This window comes from Pseudomonas sp. B8(2017) (genome assembly GCF_002113575.1).
GTDB lineage: Bacteria > Pseudomonadota > Gammaproteobacteria > Pseudomonadales > Pseudomonadaceae > Aquipseudomonas > Aquipseudomonas putida_Z.
This window is the reverse complement of record NZ_NEIO01000004.1, coordinates 325,637-341,342: the sequence shown is the minus strand read 5'-3', so window position 1 is coordinate 341,342 and position 15,706 is coordinate 325,637. Positions and strand designations below refer to the sequence as shown.

Here is a 15,706-nt window from a genome sequence, read left to right as displayed (position 1 = left end):
CCCTCGCTACGGGCCTGCTCCCGGGAGTACGCGCTGCAGGCCCCATCCATGGGGCCTCAGCGCTTGACGGGCATCCATGCCCGTCACCTCCCTCCGCAGTCCCTTCGCTCGGCCTCCTGAAGTCGCAATCGGCGGCGCCTGAACTATCGCGCGCTTAGAAGCAAAAGCAACGGCAACGGCAACGGCAGTTGGATGGTTCCCGGGAACCCGGCGAACGTCGCCGACCTCTCAGTTCCATAGGCCTTCTTAGGAGGATGCCCGCCCATGAAACACCTGATGCCTTGGTTATTGGCTGCCAGCCTGACTGCCTGCGGCGAAACCGCCCTGCTGAATGTACTCGACGGCAGTGGGCCAACCCCCCAGCTGCCTGCTCCGGTCAAGACCACCCTCCCCACCGTGAATATCGCCCCGGCAGTGGGCTGGCCGCAGGACGCCAAGCCCGAAGCAGCACCAGGCACTCAGGTGAAAGCGTTCGCCACCGGGCTCGACCACCCTCGCTGGCTATACCTGCTGCCCAACGGCGACGTGCTGGTAGCTGAAACCAATGCCCCGCCCAAACCCGAAGATGGCAAGGGCCTGCGCGGTTGGGTCATGAAGAAGGTGATGAAGCGGGCAGGTGCAGGTGTGCCCAGCGCCAACCGCATTACCCTGCTACGTGATGCCGACCACGACGGCGTAGCTGAAATCCGCACGACCTTCATCGAAGAGCTCAACTCACCGTTCGGCATGGCCCTGGTCGGCAAGGACCTCTACGTCGCCAACACCGACAGGCTGCTGCGCTTTCACTACGAGCCCGGTGCCATGCAAATTCGCAATGAAGGCCAGCCGGTAGTCGAGTTGCCAGGCGGGCCGCTCAACCACCACTGGACCAAGAACGTCATCGCCAGCCCCGATGGCAAGAAGCTTTTCGTGACGGTCGGCTCCAACAGCAACGTAGGCGAAAACGGTATGGACAAGGAACAGGGGCGCGCCGCAATCTGGGAAGTGGACCCCGCCAGTGGCCAGCCCCGCCTGTTCGCCACCGGCCTGCGCAACCCTAACGGCCTGGCCTGGGAGCCGCACAGCAGTACGTTGTGGACGGCAGTCAACGAGCGTGACGAGATCGGTAGCGATCTGGTACCGGACTACATCACTTCCGTGAAGGACGGCGGTTTCTATGGCTGGCCCTATAGCTACTACGGCCGCCACGTGGACGAGCGCGTGCAACCGCCAGCGCCTGAAAAAGTAGCCCAGGCGCTGGTGCCCGACTACGCCGTGGGCCCACACACGGCATCGCTGGGGCTGGCATTCGCCGAACCGAATGGGCTACCACCGCCCTTCGAACAAGGGGCATTCGTGGGCCAGCACGGGTCTTGGAACCGCAAGCCGCACAGTGGCTACAAGGTGATTTTCGTGCCGTTCGACCCGTCAGGAAAACCTTCGGGCAAGCCAGTGGACCTGCTTACCGGTTTTCTGGATGAGCATGGCAAGGCCCAAGGGCGCCCGGTCGGCATAATCACCGACGGGCGTGGCGGCGTGCTGGTAGCCGATGATGTCGGCAATGTGGTCTGGCGGGTGAGCAAAGCCCCGCCTGTCCTCAAGGGTTCTGCGCCAGATGCCCTTGCGGAATGACGCGCTTGGCCTGGAGGTAAGCCTTGGCCCAGTAGCTGTTGGACAGGTAGTCAAGGCGCACCGTGCCGCCGCTGGAGGGTGCATGCACGAAGCGCCCTTCCCCCACATAAATGCCAGCATGGCTGACCTGCGAGCCGCCACTGGTGGCGAAGAACACCAGGTCACCGGACTGCAGCGACTTGGCATCCACGGTTGGCGCGCGCATGACGATCATCTCACGCGTCGAACGCGGCAGGCTGATGCCGGCAGCATCACGGTAGACGTACTTGATCAGGCCACTGCAATCGAAACCGGAGTCCGGTGTGTTGCCGCCCCAGCGATAAGGCGTGCCCACCAGGCCGATAGCACGCATCAGCACGTCATCGGCAATCGGCGAAGGGCTGGGCTGGCTATAGGTTACCTGCGGCTGTACCACAGGGGCCGGCGCAGGCGCACGGCTGGAGCAGGCAGCCAGCAAGGCTGCCAAGGAGAGAAATGCGAAGCGCGCCATCTTTACCATGGCCAGAACATCCTGTCTGAGTCCGCTGGGCCGCAGCCGAAAAGAATTGAGAATTTAGATTAGACGCTTTCTATAAATGCGCACGGCGGCGAGCTTTTTTCAAAGCATCGCCGCCGCGGCAGGATATATCATTTTGCTATCAGTTGCGCGCAATATTGGTGGTCGGCGCCATGGCCAAGGCACGCTTGGCTTCGATGAAGGTCTTGCTCCAGTAGCGGTCACCGAGGCTGTCGATGCGCACGCCACCACTGCGGCGGCTGCTGGAGTGGATGAACTGGTTGTCACCCAGGTAGATGCCGGCATGGCTGACGCGGCCGCGACCATTGGTGCTGAAGAACAGCAGGTCACCTGGCTTGAGCTTGTTGCGGGCCACTTTCGGGGCATCGACGTTGATCATTTCACGCGTGGAACGCGGCAGGGTCACGCCCGCCTCTTCGCGGAACAGGTAGCCGATGAAACCACTGCAGTCGAAGCCGGACTTCTCCGAGGTACCACCGAAGCGGTAGCGGGTGCCGATCAGCGACATGCCGCGCTCGAGAATGCTGTCAGCCAGAGCTGGCAACTGGTAAGGCTTGCTGCTGGAGAAAGCCTCCAGGTCATCTTCGGTGGCCAGCTCTTCCGGCTCGCCGAATACCGACGAGGACGAGGCTTTGGCCTTGAACGCCGATTGTGCGGCGATCGGGGAGTGATCCTGGGGCTGCAACTCTGAATGAGAAGCTGGGCCTTGGGCCGCGCAGCCAAAAAGCAGGGTCACGAGTGCGAGTGGCACGAGGGGTGCGAAGCGCTTCAGCATGGGCACGACCGTGTCTGTAATCCTTTAGAAGGGTGAAACTATGCCCTCTATCATGGCCATTTGCAAATTTTATCGAAAAAGATGTGACTTTTTTGTTTTGCCGCTCTGGCCCAGCGTTTTCGGGGTTACCAACCCAGGGTTTCCTTGAGGAACGGGATGGTGAGCTTGCGTTGTGCCTGCAACGAGGCCTGGTCGAGACGTTCGAGCAGGTCGAACAACGCACTCATGCTGCGTGCGCCGCGGGTGAGGATGAAGTGACCGACTTCGTCGGTAAGGTGCAGGCCACGGCGCGAAGCACGCAGTTGCAGGGCACGCAGCTTGTCTTCGTCGGACAGGCCACGCATCTGGAACACCAGGGCCAGGGTCAGCCGCGACTTCAGGTCCGGCAGCTTGATCGGCAGTTCGCGCGGCGATGCCGAGGCAGCCAGCAGCAGGCGCCGGCCGCTGTCGCGCAGGCGGTTGAACAGGTGGAACATGGCCTCTTCCCAGTCAGCCTTGCCGGCGATCACGTGCAGGTCGTCGATGCACACCAGTTCGTACTGAGCCAGGTAGTCGAGCAGCTCTACGCCACGATCGAGCAATTGCGCCAGTGGCAGGTAGACGGCTGGCTCGCCGCGTTGCTGGAAGCGGTGGGTGGCGGCCTGTAGCAGGTGGGTACGGCCAACACCTTGCTTGCCCCACAGGTAGATAAGGCTCTCGGTCCAGCCGGCGTCGGCTTCGCATAGCCGCTCGACGTAGCCCAATGCCGCAGCATTGGCGCCCGGATAGTAGTTGATGAAGGTGGCGTCATCGCGCAGGCGCACACCCAGGGGCAACTGGATCGGTGGTTTCATGCTCGCGGGCGGTCGACAGGACCGCAGGGGGCCTTTGGTGAACAATGTGCAAAGTCTATACCCGCAACGCGGGGCGCACAATCACGGCAGCGGATAGTACAAGTAAAATCAACGAGTTGCGCTTTTTTTGGCTGTTTTGGGGCTGCTTTGCAGCCCTTCGCGGGCTTGCCCGCTTCCACAGGGGGCGCGTAAATCATGGCCTCAGCGACACACCTGTGGGAGCGGGCAAGCCCGCGAAGGGCCGCAACGCGGCCCCAATTTTCTTAACTGGCCGGCATCAAGGCGGCCCCGGGATCACAACTCCGGGTCGATATCCCCGGCATACATGTCCGATTCCTTGTACAGGTCATGTACATGCCGCAGCAGCACCATGATCACCGCCGCCACCGGCAACGCCAGCAACACCCCGGTAAAGCCGAACAGCTCACCGCCGGCCAGGATCGCGAAAATCACCGCCACCGGGTGCAGGCCGATACGGTCACCGACCAGCAGCGGGGTCAGCACCATGCCTTCCAGCGCCTGCCCGACCATGAACACCGCGACGATGCCCAGCATCGGGTACAGGTCGCCACCGAACTGGAACAGGCCAGCCACCAAGGCCGCGCCGATACCTATGATGAAGCCCATGTACGGCACAATGGCAGCCAGCCCGGCGAGCATGCCGATCAGCAGCCCCAGTTCCAGCCCCACCAGCATCAGCCCGGCCGAATAGATGATGCCCAGGGCCACCATCACCATCAATTGCCCGCGCACGAACGCCCCCAGCACTTCATGGCATTCGCCCGCCAGGCCCATCACTTGCGGCTCACGATGGCGCGGCAACAGGCCACGCAGCTTGGCCATCATCAGGTCCCAGTCACGCAGCAGATAGAAACCCACCACCGGGATCAGCACCATGTTGGCCAGCCAGGCCATCAGCGCCAGGCTCGATGCGGTGGCATGGGACAGCAGCACACCGACGATATCGGTGGTCTGGCCCATGTGCGTGCCGATGGCGGCCTTGATCTTGTCGAACTTCCAGAAGCCGTCAGCCAGGCCCAGGCGGCTCTGCACCCAGGGCAACGCCACGTGCTCGAGCCAGTCGAGCATCTGCGGCGCCAGTTCGTACAGGCGCACCAGCTGCTTGGCCAGCAGCGGCACCAATACCAGCAGCAAGGCCAGCAACAGCAAGGTGAACAGGCCGAAAACCACCACCACGCCCCAGGTGCGCGACAGCCCCAGGCGCTCCAGGCGGTCGACCAGCGGGTCGGCCAGGTAGGCCAGCAGGATGCCGACCAGGAACGGGGTAAGAATGTTGTGCAGGCTGTAAAGCAGCACGGCGACCAGCAGGGCAACGCCCAGCCAGATCCAACGACGTACGTCGGTCACGGTGTGCTCCCCTTACCAGCGAAAACGCAAACCGTCGAACGGCTTGGGTGCTGGCTGGGCCGGCACTGGTTGCCCAGCGTCTGCCGGAGCTGGAGGGGGCTGCACAGCGGGCGCCTGCTCTACCGGCACTTCCTGCAGCTTGGCCAGGCCAAGCTGGGCGCGCAGCTGTTCGCGGTTGGCGGTCACACCGTAGGTCAGGGTGCTGCCTTCGGCCATCTGCAGGCGCGGGCCAAAGGGTTCGAGCACGCGGGCCAGCTCGGCGTAGCGCTGTAGGTTCATCCCCTGCACTTGCACCTGCAACTGGCTGCTGGCGCCCGGGCGGGTGACGTAGCGCGGCGCCAGGCGGCTGCTGAGCGCCAGCATCACGGCGTCGGCCAGTGCTGCCGGGTCGGCACCTTCGGCAGTGCCTTGTTCACGCTGGTCGCCCAGCCACAGCTGCCATTTGCCCTGCCACTTGCCGTCGGCTTCCCGGGCATGCACCGCCAGCAAGGCATCGGCGCCGTAGCGCCCTGAGGCTTCGCGCAGCGCCGCAGGGTCACTGCCTTCGATCTGCTCGGCATTGGCCACCAGTTGCTCCTGCAGATCGGCCAGCGGCAGGCGCAACGGCAGGCCACGGTGCTGGGCGGCACGGCGCAGGGGTTGGGCGCTGGCCTGGCCATCACCGACCAGGTTGCTGCCTTCGGCACTGTCGTTCAGCCACCAGCCGAGGATCGAGGGGCGGTTGCTGCCCCACAAGGCCAGGCCGGCCTTGCGCAAGGCCCGTTCGGTACTGCCAGGGTCGAACTCGACCAGCACCGACTCGGGTGGCCCGGCTTCGCTGGCGACCTGGTTGATGATTTGCTGCGGGTCCTTGCGCAGCCCGGCCAATGCCGGGCTTTGCGCTGCCTTGGGGTCGCCGGTCAGGCGCGTTACCAGGGTATCGAGGGCCTGGGCGGTAGCCGCGGCACGGGCTTCGGCGCCCTGCCCGGATACCGGTTCGCGCACCTGGTACAGGCCGGAGACACTTTCAGCCTGGGCAGTGGCCGAGATCAGGGCCAGGCAACCGACTGCCAGAATATTGAAGAGACGCATGGAGGATTCCTGTCCAGAACACATGGAGCGACGGGGCGCTGCCTGCAGGCTGTGACCGCCACGGGCAAGAAATGCTCCGTGGCACCGGGCATTTCTGCCTGCCACCTTTCCTATACCTTATACAGCCACCCGCGCGGCAACCAGTCGCGGCCCGTGAAAGGATGTTTTTTAATGCTTTCGGCACCTGCCCGTCGGCCTGAGGATGGCCGCTGCCCGGCAACCCTGATAAAATCGCGCGCCTTCACAGACCACTGACGTTTCAGGCAGCCGCCGCTTACCAGCCGGCCTTGGCCGTCATGGTCGTTTTTAAGAATCCCTCCCTCCTAAAGGCCTGGATCAATGAGCAAGCAACCCTCCCTGAGCTACAAGGACGCCGGTGTAGACATCGACGCCGGCGAAGCACTGGTCGAACGCATCAAGGGCGTGGCAAAACGCACCGCACGCCCTGAAGTCATGGGTGGCCTGGGCGGCTTCGGCGCCCTCTGCGAGATCCCGGCCGGCTACAAGCAGCCGGTGCTGGTCTCCGGCACCGACGGCGTCGGCACCAAGCTGCGCCTGGCACTGAACCTGAACAAGCACGACAGCATCGGCCAGGACTTGGTCGCCATGTGCGTCAACGACCTGGTAGTGTGCGGCGCCGAGCCGCTGTTCTTCCTCGACTACTATGCCACCGGCAAACTGAACGTCGACGTGGCCGCCACCGTGGTCACCGGCATCGGTGCCGGTTGCGAACTGGCCGGCTGCTCGCTGGTCGGTGGTGAAACCGCCGAAATGCCTGGCATGTACGAAGGCGAAGACTACGACCTGGCCGGCTTCTGCGTCGGCGTGGTGGAAAAGGCCGAGATCATCGACGGCTCCAAGGTTGCCACCGGCGACGCACTGATCGCCCTGCCGTCCTCGGGCCCGCACTCCAACGGCTACTCGCTGATCCGCAAGATCCTCGAAGTGTCCGCCACCGACATCGAGAACACCCAGCTGGACGGCAAGCCGCTGACCGACCTGCTGATGGCGCCGACCCGCATCTACGTCAAGCCGCTGCTGCAACTGATCAAGAACACCGGCGCGGTCAAGGCCATGGCCCACATCACCGGTGGCGGCCTGCTGGACAACATCCCGCGCGTACTGCCGGCCAACGCCCAGGCGGTCATCGACGTGGCCAGCTGGCAGCGCCCGGCGGTGTTCGACTTCCTGCAGGCAAAAGGCAACGTCGACGAGCATGAAATGCACCGCGTGCTGAACTGCGGCGTCGGCATGGTCATCTGCGTGGCTCAGGATCAGGTAGAAGCTGCCCTGAACGAACTGCGCGCCGCTGGCGAGCAGCCATGGGTGATCGGCCACATCGCCGAAGCCGCCGAGGGCGCTGCCCAGGTCGAGCTGCAGAACCTCAAGGCACACTGATGCCAAGCAAGACCTGCAATGTAGTGGTACTGCTGTCGGGCTCCGGCAGCAACCTGCAAGCCCTGATCGACAGCTGCCAAGGCCAGGACAGCCCGGTGCGCATCCGTGCGGTGGTTTCCAACCGCACCGATGCCTACGGCCTGCAACGCGCCGCGGCGGCCGGCATCGACAGCGTCGTGCTCGAGCACACCCAGTTCGACGGCCGTGAAGCCTTCGATGCCGCGCTGATGGCGCGTATCGACGCTTTCGCCCCGGACCTGGTGGTGCTGGCCGGTTTCATGCGCATCCTCAGTGGCGACTTCGTGCGCCACTACCAGGGCCGCCTGCTCAACATCCACCCGTCGCTGCTGCCCAAGTACAAGGGCCTGCATACCCACCGCCGGGCGCTGGAGGCAGGCGACGCCGAGCACGGCTGCAGCGTACACTTCGTGACTGAGGAACTCGATGGCGGCCCACTGGTCGTACAGGCTGTGGTACCGGTGGCGTCTGACGACACCGTCGAAAGCCTGGCCCAGCGGGTACACCGCCAGGAACACCTGATCTACCCGCTGGCGGTGCGCTGGTTCGCCGAAGGGCGCTTGCGCCTTGGCGAACAGGGTGCATTACTGGATGGCCAGCCCCTGGCGGCCAGCGGTCACTTGATTCGATCCTAGGAGAATTTATGCGTCGCGCCCTGCTCTTGGCTCTCGCCGTGCTCGCCCTGCCCCTCCAGGCAGCTGATCTGAAGCCTTTCTCGGCCAGCTACACCGCAGACTGGAAGCAACTGCCCATGAGCGGCACCGCCGAGCGCAGCCTGGTCAAGAATGCCAACGGTACCTGGGACCTTAACTTCAAGGCTTCCATGATGATCGCCAGCCTGACCGAGCAAAGCACCCTGCGCCTGGACAACGACACCCTGCTGCCGCAGAAGTACCACTTCGAGCGTGGCGGCCTGGGCAAGGCCAAGAAGGTCGACCTGACCTTCGACTGGAACAGCAAGAAGGTCACCGGCAGCGACCGTGGCGATGCCATCAGCCTGCCGCTGAACCGTGGCGTGCTGGACAAGTCGTCCTACCAGCTGGCCCTGCAGCATGACGTGGCCGCCGGCAAGAAGAGCATGACCTACCAGGTAGTCGACGGTGACGAGATCGACACCTACGACTTCCGCGTGCTGGGCACCGAAAAGGTCACTACCAAGACCGGCCAGGTCGATGCGGTGAAGGTCGAGCGCGTGCGCGACCCAAGCCAGAGCAAGCGCATCACCGAGCTGTGGTTCGCCAAGAACTGGGACTACCTGCTGGTGCAACTGCGCCAGGTCGAGACCGATGGCAAGGAATACGTGATCGTGCTGCAGGATGGCACGGTCGATGGCAAGCCGGTGAAGGGCAACTGAGCCAGCGCTGCCGGCAGCACCCGAAGCCCCGCCTTGTGCGGGGCTTTTTTCTGCCTGACGTTTCTGGCCTGTCTGTACCGGCCCTATCGCCGGCAAGCCAGCTCCCACAGGGACCTCAGAGCCTGGGCCCTTGTGCAGTACCTGTGGGAGCTGGCTTGCCGGCGATAGGGCCAGCCCAGGCAATACACCTTTCAGCTTCCATGAAACTTGTTTCATGCCGGTTTTATTTACTTAGCCTGCTAACAAACTCTATAAAGAGGTTGTGCGACACAGTGTCGCAGCCAACTGAAGCAGTGGAGTTTAACGATGACAGTCCAAGTAACCGAACGCGACGAATCGAAAATGTCCCACGAAGGCCTGGCCGCTGGTGTGCGGATCTGGGATGTGCACCAACAGGGCCAGCTGGTGGGGATGTTCCACAACGAACATGAAGCACACCAGTACCGTACAGAGCTGGAAAACCTGGAAAACCAGCGCGCAACGCAATGACCCATCTTCAAATGAAAAACCCCGCCAAGGCGGGGTTTTTCGTGGTTACCACATCAGATCATCAGGGATCTTGTAGGCCGCGTACGGGTCGTCCTCGTCCGCTTCCTCGACATGGGTATTCAGCAACAGGATACGGTTGGGGTCACGCTCCTGGATCTTCACCGCTGCCTCACGAGGGATCACCTCGTAACCGCCGGCAAACGACACCACGGCCAGCGCGCCATTGCTCAGCTTGGTCCGCATCAGGGCATTGACGGCAATGCGCTTGACCTTCTTGTCGTCGACGAAGTTGTAGTAGTCCTCGGTGCTCAGCTTCGGCAGGCGAGTCGCTTCGATCAACTGCTTGATCTGCGCGGCGCGGGCCTTCTGCTCGGCTTTTTCCTGCTGCTGGCGGTTCAGTTCCTGGTCACGCTTGGCTTTCTCGGCCATGGCTTCCTTGGCCAAGCGCTGCTGGCTGTCGTCCACCTCGACCTGGCCTTTGTGCTCCAGGCGTTTCTGTTTCTTCTCGGCCTTGTTGGCCTGGGAAACCTGTTTCTGGTTGACCAGACCGGCTTTGAGCAGTTGGTCGCGAAGGGAAAGGCTCATGAATGTTCACTCACTTATGCAACAGCTCAGCCGCAGCTGGGCAGGTTCTTTTCCTGACGTTTGGCTTCACCCCAAAGGGCATCCAGTTCGTCAAGGTTACAATCTTCGATGGGTCGGCCACTGTCGCGCAATGCCTGTTCGATGAAGCGGAAACGCCGCTCGAACTTGCGATTGGCACGGCGCAGGGCGTGTTCCGGGTCATGCTTGAGGTGGCGGGCCAGGTTGACGGCGGCAAACAGCAGGTCGCCGATTTCATCCTCGAGCGCATCGGCATCGCCGTCGGCCATGGCCTGCAACACTTCATCCAGCTCTTCGCGGACCTTGTCCAGCACCGGCAATGCCGCAGGCCAGTCGAAACCGACCGTGGCCGCGCGCTTTTGCAGTTTGGCTGCGCGCGACAATGCCGGCAATGCCGCTGGTACGTCGTCGAGCAGCGACAGCTGTTCGGGCTGGCTCTTTTCCGCCCGCTCTTCAGCCTTGATTTCTTCCCAGCGTGACTTGACCTGGGCCTCGCTCAGGCTGGGGGTGTCCACCGGCGCGTACAGCTCGCCGGTGGGGAATACATGCGGGTGACGGCGAATGAGCTTGCGGGTGATGCTGTCGACCACGCCGTCGAACTCGAAACGCCCTTCCTCGCGGGCCAGCTGGCTGTAGTAGACCACCTGGAACAGCAGGTCGCCCAGCTCACCTTGCAGGTGCTCGAAGTCGCCACGCTCGATGGTGTCGGCAACCTCGTAGGCCTCTTCGATGGTGTGCGGGACGATGCTCGCGTAGTTCTGCTTCAGGTCCCACGGGCAGCCGTACTGCGGGTCGCGCAGGCGGGCCATGAGGTGCAGCAGGTCTTCGAGGGTGTAGGTCATGGTCAGCTATTCCTCGGCGGGGGCTTTGCCCCCGATCGCCGGCAAGCCAGCTCCCACAGGTATTGCACAGAGCTTGAGGCCTGCGGAGTACCTGTGGGAGCTGGCTTGCCGGCGATGGGCCGCACAGCGGCCCCAATCCAGATTATCAAGGGGTACGATTACGCCGCGTCTCGATGATATTCGGCAACTGCGAGATCCGCCCCAGCAGGCGCCCCAGCGCATCCAGGCCTGGAATCTCGATGGTCAGCGACATCAGCGCGGTGTTGTCTTCCTTGTTCGAGCGGGTGTTCACCGCCAGCACGTTGATCTTCTCGTTCAGCAGCACTTGCGATACATCGCGCAGCAAGCCCGGGCGGTCGTAGGCACGGATGACGATGTCGACCGGGTAGGTCTGCACCGGGATCGGCCCCCAGCTGACCTGGATCATGCGCTCCGGCTCCTTGCCCGCCAACTGCAGCACCGAGGCGCAGTCCTGGCGGTGGATGCTCACGCCGCGGCCCTGGGTGATGTAGCCAACGATGGCGTCACCCGGCAGCGGCTGGCAGCAGCCAGCCATCTGCGTCAGCAGGTTGCCGACGCCCTGGATCTGGATGTCGCCACGCTTGCCGGTACGCGGCCCGGTAGGTTTGCGCGGTACCAGTTCGATCTGCTCGATGCGCTCGGGCTCCAGCAGCTGCTGGGCGGCGTTGACCAGGTGCGCCAGGCGCAGGTCACCAGCACCGAGCGAGGCGAACATGTCCTCGGCGGTCTTGACGTTGGTCTTCTCGGCCAGGCGCTCGAAATCCACCTGCGGCAGGCCCAGGCGGCTGAGCTCGCGTTCGAGCAAGGTCTTGCCAGCCGCGACGTTCTGGTCGCGCGCCTGCAGCTTGAACCAGTGCACGATCTTGGCCCGCGCCCGCGAGGTGGTGACGTAGCCCAGGTTGGAGTTCAACCAGTCACGGCTGGGGTTGCCATGCTTGCTGGTGATGATCTCGACCTGCTCGCCGGTCTGCAGGCTGTAGTTGAGCGGCACGATGCGCCCGTTGATCTTGGCGCCGCGGCAGTTGTGGCCGATTTCGGTGTGCACGCGGTAGGCGAAGTCCAGCGGCGTGGCACCCTTTGGCAAGTCGATGGCGTGGCCGTCCGGGGTGAACACGTAGACCCGGTCCGGCTCGATGTCGACCCGCAGCTGCTCGGCCAGGCCACCGATGTCGCCCAGCTCTTCGTGCCACTCCAGCACCTGGCGCAGCCAGGAGATCTTCTCTTCGTAATGGTTGGAACTGGACTTGACGTCGGTGCCCTTGTAGCGCCAGTGGGCGCAAACCCCAAGCTCGGCCTCCTCGTGCATGCCGTGGGTACGGATCTGCACTTCCAGCACCTTGCCCTCGGGGCCGATCACCGCGGTGTGCAGCGAGCGATAGCCGTTCTCCTTGGGGTTGGCGATGTAGTCGTCGAACTCCTTGGGGATATGCCGCCACAGGGTGTGCACGATGCCCAGCGCGGTGTAGCAGTCGCGGATTTCCGGCACCAGCACGCGGACCGCGCGCACATCGTAGATCTGGCTGAACTCCAGGCCTTTGCGCTGCATCTTGCGCCAGATCGAATAGATATGTTTCGCCCGGCCGCTGATGTCGGCCTTGACGCCAGTGGCCAGCAGCTCGTTCTGCAGCTGGTTCATCACCTCGCTGATGAAGCGCTCGCGGTCCAGCCGGCGCTCGTGCAGCAGCTTGGCAATCTGTTTGTACTGGTCGGGTTCGAGGTAGCGGAAGGACAGGTCTTCCAGCTCCCACTTGATGTGGCCGATACCCAGGCGGTGCGCCAGCGGCGCATAGATGTCGAACACCTCGCGCGCGACACGCAGGCGTTTCTCGTCGTCGGCGGCCTTGACCGCTCGGATCGCGCAGGTACGCTCGGCCAGCTTGATCAGCGCCACGCGCACGTCGTCGACCATGGCCACGAGCATCTTGCGCAGGTTCTCGACCTGCGCCTGCGAACCCAGTACCAGCGATTGGCGCGGGCTGAGGCTGGCGCTGATGGCGGCCATGCGCAGCACACCGTCGATCAGCTTGGACACCACCGGGCCAAAGCGCTGGCTGACCTCGGCCAGAGTCACCTTGCCCTCGCGTACCGAGCGGTAGATGACCGCCGCCACCAGGGAATCCTGGTCGAGCTTGAGGTCGGCGAGGATTTCGGCAATCTCCAGGCCTGCCTGGAAGCTGGACGTACCGTCCGCCCAGGAATGCTTGGCCGGGTTGCCCTTTTTCTCGACCTCATGGGCAAACTCGCAGGCCTCTTTCAGCGCTGCGCGATCCAGTGCCGAATCGACGCTTACCACATGGTCCAACCATGCTTCGAGATTGATACTGCCGTCGGTGTTGACCGGCTGGTGCACTCTCACCTGTACCATCTTTGTTTTACCTTTCCATACAGCGCACCACGCGGGTGCGCTGGCGATCACCGTGCGGCCACCCTTCCGTGCAAGCCGCACCAAGGGGCCAGTCAGCTAGCCCGCTTCGAATAACGCCATGGCCTCGACATGCGCCGTCTGAGGAAACATGTCGAGAATCCCGGCCCTTTTTAACCGGTACCCCTGGCCGACCAGCACCTGGGCGTCTCGCGCCAGCGTGGCCGGGTTGCACGATACATAGACCAGCCTTCTGGCCTTGAGGCGGGCGATGCCTTGCACCACCTCGAAAGCACCGTCGCGCGGTGGATCCAAGAGTACCGCAGAAAAGCCCTCGGCGGCCCATCCGGCGCCCGCCAAAGGCTGCGATAAATCGGCCTGAAAAAACCGTGCGTTATGCACATTGTTGTTCCGGGCATTGGCCGCGGCCCGATCGACCATGGCCTGCACACCTTCCACAGCAACCAACTCGCGCGCCTGGCGGGCCAGCGGCAGAGCGAAGTTGCCCAGACCGCAGAACAGGTCCAGCACGCGCTCGTCGGCCTGGGGTGCCAGCCAGGCCAGGGCCTGCTCGATCATCGCCGTGTTGACCTGGGCATTCACCTGCACGAAGTCACCCGGGCGCCAGGCCAGTTCCAGCTGCCAGGGCGCCAAGGCAAAGCCCAGTTGCGCGGCCGGGTCCACTGGCGCCGGCTCACCTTCGCCCTGCAGCCACAACTGGGCATTGGCCTGCTCGCAGAATGCCTGCAACCTGGCCAGGTCTTCAGCCGGCAACGGCGCGACATGGCGCACCAGCAGCGCCTCGGCAGTGCCGCTGAACAGTTCCACATGGCCCAGCGCCTGCGGCTTGCTCAGCGAGCGCAGCACGGTCGGCAAGTGGCGCAGAATCGATTGCAAGGGCTGTACCAGCACCGCGCAATCGTCGATGGCGATGATGTCCTGGCTGGCTTCGGCGCGGAAGCCGACCTCCAGCTGGCGCGCCTTGGCGTCCCAGCGCACTGCCACGCGGGCGCGGCGCCGGTAACCGAACTCCGGCCCGCTCAGCGGTGCGGCCCATTCCTCGGGCTGCACGCCGGCCACCCGCTGCAGCTGCTCGGCCAGGGTGCGCTGCTTGAGCGCCAGCTGTGCTTCGTGCGGCAGGTGCTGCAGGTTGCAGCCACCGCAGCGCTCGTAATACCGGCATGGTGCCTGACGGCGCTCAGGGCTGGCCTGCAGCAGGCGCTCAAGGCGTGCCTCGACCACTTTGCCACGGGCATTGAGCACCCGCGCCTCAACGGCCTCGCCGGTCAGGGCGCCACTGACGAACCAGGTGCGCCCTTCGTGGAAGGCAATGCCCCGGCCGTCACCGGCCAGGCGCTCGATTTCCAGGCGCTGCTTCTTGCCCACCGGGACCTGGGGGCTGCGGTTGCCGCCGGCCGGCTGGAAGCGCAGGCCGCTGTTGCTTTTCTTCTTGGACATTTAGCTCGGGTCGAACAGGCCGGTGGACAGGTAACGGTCGCCGCGGTCGCAGATGATCGCGACCATCGTGGCATTTTCCACCTCACGGGACAGGCGCAGCATGGCCGCGACTGCACCACCGGAAGACACGCCGCAGAAAATGCCCTCTTCACGGGCAAGGCGGCGGGTGGTTTCCTCGGCTTCCTGCTGCGACATGTCGACCACGCGGTCGACGCGGCTGGCGTCGAAGATTTTCGGCAGGTATTCCTCGGGCCAGCGGCGGATGCCCGGAATGGCCGAGCCTTCCATTGGTTGCAGGCCGACGATCTGCACCGCCGGGTTCTGTTCCTTGAGGTACTGCGAGCAGCCCATGATGGTGCCGGTGGTACCCATGGAGCTGATGAAATGAGTGATGGTACCTTGGGTCTGCTGCCAGATCTCGGGGCCGGTGCTGTTGTAGTGGGCGATGGGGTTGTCGCCGTTGGCGAACTGGTCCAGCACCAGGCCGCGGCCTTCGGCCTGCAGCTTCTCGGCCAGGTCACGGGCGCCTTCCATGCCCTCTTCCTTGGTCACCAGGATCAGCTCGGCGCCGTAGGCGGTCATGGCGGCCTTGCGCTCGGCGGTAGAGTTGTCGGGCATGATCAGGATCATCTTGTAGCCCTTGATCGCCGCAGCCATCGCCAGGGCGATGCCGGTGTTGCCGGAGGTGGCCTCGATCAGGGTGTCGCCGGGCTTGATCTGGCCACGCAGTTCGGCGCGGGTGATCATCGACAGTGCCGGGCGGTCCTTCACCGAGCCGGCGGGATTGTTACCTTCGAGCTTGAGCAGGAGGGTGTTGCTGGTTTCGCCAGCGATACGCTGCAGGCGAACCAGGGGCGTATTGCCGACGCAATCGGCGATGGTTGGGTACTGCAAGGTCATGGCGTATTTCACAATCCGGACGGCAGGGGTGCCTATCATACCGGCAAACCCTTCCCGGCCATATCACGCAATCTGTGGTGAATATA

At 63.8% G+C, this 15,706-nt stretch carries 15 protein-coding genes; 5 read left to right on the top strand and 10 right to left on the bottom strand.

The annotated features are described in order from the left end of the window. Positions 1–264 precede the first annotated feature (264 nt). Entirely contained in the window at positions 265–1,611 is a 1,347-nt protein-coding gene (locus CAG22_RS09630; protein ID WP_085705365.1) for a sorbosone dehydrogenase family protein, read from the top strand. Here the strand turns inward: CAG22_RS09630 and CAG22_RS09625 are convergent. From CAG22_RS09625 to CAG22_RS09605, 5 genes are all read right to left on the bottom strand, one after another. Continuing rightward, positions 1,577–2,110, bottom strand: coding sequence for a C40 family peptidase (locus CAG22_RS09625; protein ID WP_013971371.1), 534 nt, complete (start codon positions 2,108–2,110; stop codon positions 1,577–1,579). The two genes, CAG22_RS09630 and CAG22_RS09625, sit on opposite strands and share 35 nt — an antisense overlap. Before the next feature lie 139 nt (positions 2,111–2,249). Further along, positions 2,250–2,903: a C40 family peptidase gene (locus tag CAG22_RS09620; RefSeq protein ID WP_085692871.1), complete on the bottom strand. Its 654-nt coding sequence runs from the start codon at positions 2,901–2,903 to the stop codon at positions 2,250–2,252. A 125-nt stretch (positions 2,904–3,028) separates the two neighbouring features. Next, positions 3,029–3,736, bottom strand: coding sequence for a DnaA regulatory inactivator Hda (gene hda, locus CAG22_RS09615; protein WP_015269238.1), 708 nt, complete (start codon positions 3,734–3,736; stop codon positions 3,029–3,031). Positions 3,737–4,030: 294 nt separating this feature from the next. Beyond that, the gene (locus CAG22_RS09610; protein ID WP_025338019.1) at positions 4,031–5,104 is read right to left on the bottom strand and encodes an AI-2E family transporter; all 1,074 of its coding nucleotides are present in this window, start codon (positions 5,102–5,104) and stop codon (positions 4,031–4,033) included. Positions 5,105–5,116: 12 nt separating this feature from the next. Then, positions 5,117–6,175 carry a DUF2066 domain-containing protein gene (locus CAG22_RS09605; RefSeq protein ID WP_085705363.1) on the bottom strand — a complete coding sequence of 353 codons (1,059 nt, stop codon included), beginning with the start codon at positions 6,173–6,175 and terminating at the stop codon, positions 5,117–5,119. Positions 6,176–6,514: 339 nt separating this feature from the next. On the opposite strand from CAG22_RS09605, the gene purM reads away from it, so the two are divergent. The 4 genes from purM (at position 6,515) to CAG22_RS09585 (ending at position 9,434) form a co-directional block, all read left to right on the top strand. Then, a complete protein-coding gene (gene purM / locus CAG22_RS09600) occupies positions 6,515–7,573 on the top strand; it encodes a phosphoribosylformylglycinamidine cyclo-ligase (protein WP_085593182.1) in 1,059 nt (352 codons plus the stop codon). Then, entirely contained in the window at positions 7,573–8,226 is a 654-nt protein-coding gene (gene purN, locus CAG22_RS09595) for a phosphoribosylglycinamide formyltransferase (protein WP_085705360.1), read from the top strand. The genes purM and purN overlap by 1 nt, the downstream gene beginning before the upstream one ends. Positions 8,227–8,234: 8 nt before the next feature. Continuing rightward, complete coding sequence (locus CAG22_RS09590; protein ID WP_025338015.1) at positions 8,235–8,945, top strand: DUF3108 domain-containing protein; 711 nt, start codon at positions 8,235–8,237, stop codon at positions 8,943–8,945. 306 nt (positions 8,946–9,251) lie between these two features. After that, positions 9,252–9,434, top strand: a complete 183-nt coding sequence (locus tag CAG22_RS09585; protein ID WP_003257734.1) for a hypothetical protein — start codon at positions 9,252–9,254, stop codon at positions 9,432–9,434. Positions 9,435–9,479: 45 nt separating this feature from the next. Here the strand turns inward: CAG22_RS09585 and CAG22_RS09580 are convergent, their stop codons facing one another. From CAG22_RS09580 to cysM, 5 genes are all read right to left on the bottom strand, one after another. Continuing rightward, positions 9,480–10,019 carry a DUF2058 domain-containing protein gene (locus CAG22_RS09580; RefSeq protein ID WP_025338014.1) on the bottom strand — a complete coding sequence of 180 codons (540 nt, stop codon included), beginning with the start codon at positions 10,017–10,019 and terminating at the stop codon, positions 9,480–9,482. A 26-nt stretch (positions 10,020–10,045) separates the two neighbouring features. After that, on the bottom strand, positions 10,046–10,879 hold the full coding sequence (gene mazG, locus CAG22_RS09575) for a nucleoside triphosphate pyrophosphohydrolase (RefSeq protein WP_025338013.1): 834 nt from the start codon (positions 10,877–10,879) through the stop codon (positions 10,046–10,048). Between the two features lie 145 nt (positions 10,880–11,024). Further along, on the bottom strand, positions 11,025–13,265 hold the full coding sequence (relA, locus tag CAG22_RS09565; protein WP_015269231.1) for a GTP diphosphokinase: 2,241 nt from the start codon (positions 13,263–13,265) through the stop codon (positions 11,025–11,027). A gap of 96 nt (positions 13,266–13,361) precedes the next feature. Further along, the gene (gene rlmD, locus CAG22_RS09560) at positions 13,362–14,720 is read right to left on the bottom strand and encodes a 23S rRNA (uracil(1939)-C(5))-methyltransferase RlmD (protein WP_085705358.1); all 1,359 of its coding nucleotides are present in this window, start codon (positions 14,718–14,720) and stop codon (positions 13,362–13,364) included. Next, the gene (cysM, locus tag CAG22_RS09555) at positions 14,721–15,620 is read right to left on the bottom strand and encodes a cysteine synthase CysM (protein WP_025338011.1); all 900 of its coding nucleotides are present in this window, start codon (positions 15,618–15,620) and stop codon (positions 14,721–14,723) included. Between the last annotated feature and the right edge of the window lie 86 nt (positions 15,621–15,706).